This is a genomic window from Pseudomonas sp. SWRI81 (assembly GCF_014268545.1).
Classification (GTDB): Bacteria; Pseudomonadota; Gammaproteobacteria; order Pseudomonadales; family Pseudomonadaceae; genus Aquipseudomonas; species Aquipseudomonas hamedanensis.
Map to the genome: position 1 here is coordinate 1 of NZ_JABWQS010000106.1, position 349 is coordinate 349.

Here is a 349-nt window from a genome sequence, read left to right on the forward strand (position 1 = left end):
CGATTGAGCTCAAGCTCACCCACTTCGATCAGCGGAAACTCTTTCTGCGACCAGGTCTTGGTGACGTCGAACGGGTTCTCGTAATGCGCCGCTGCCTGGGCTTCGGTCATGATCTGAATGCAGACGCGCCATTTCGGGAAATCGCCACGCTCGATCGCCTCGAACAGGTCACGCTGGGCGTAATCCGGATCGGTGCCCGCCAGACGTGCAGCGTCTGCCGGTGCGAGATTCTTGATGCCCTGTTTGGTCTTGTAGTGCCATTTCACCCAGTAGCGCTCGCCTTGGGCATTGATCAGGCTGTAGGTGTGACTGCCAAAGCCATGCATGTGGCGGTAGCCATCCGGAATGC

General features: G+C 58.5%; 1 protein-coding gene. It reads right to left on the reverse strand.

Translation table 11 applies throughout. The features are described 5' to 3' along the window. Positions 1–349: catalase (locus HU765_RS26630; protein ID WP_186624092.1), on the reverse strand; the 349-nt coding region annotated here is incomplete at both ends.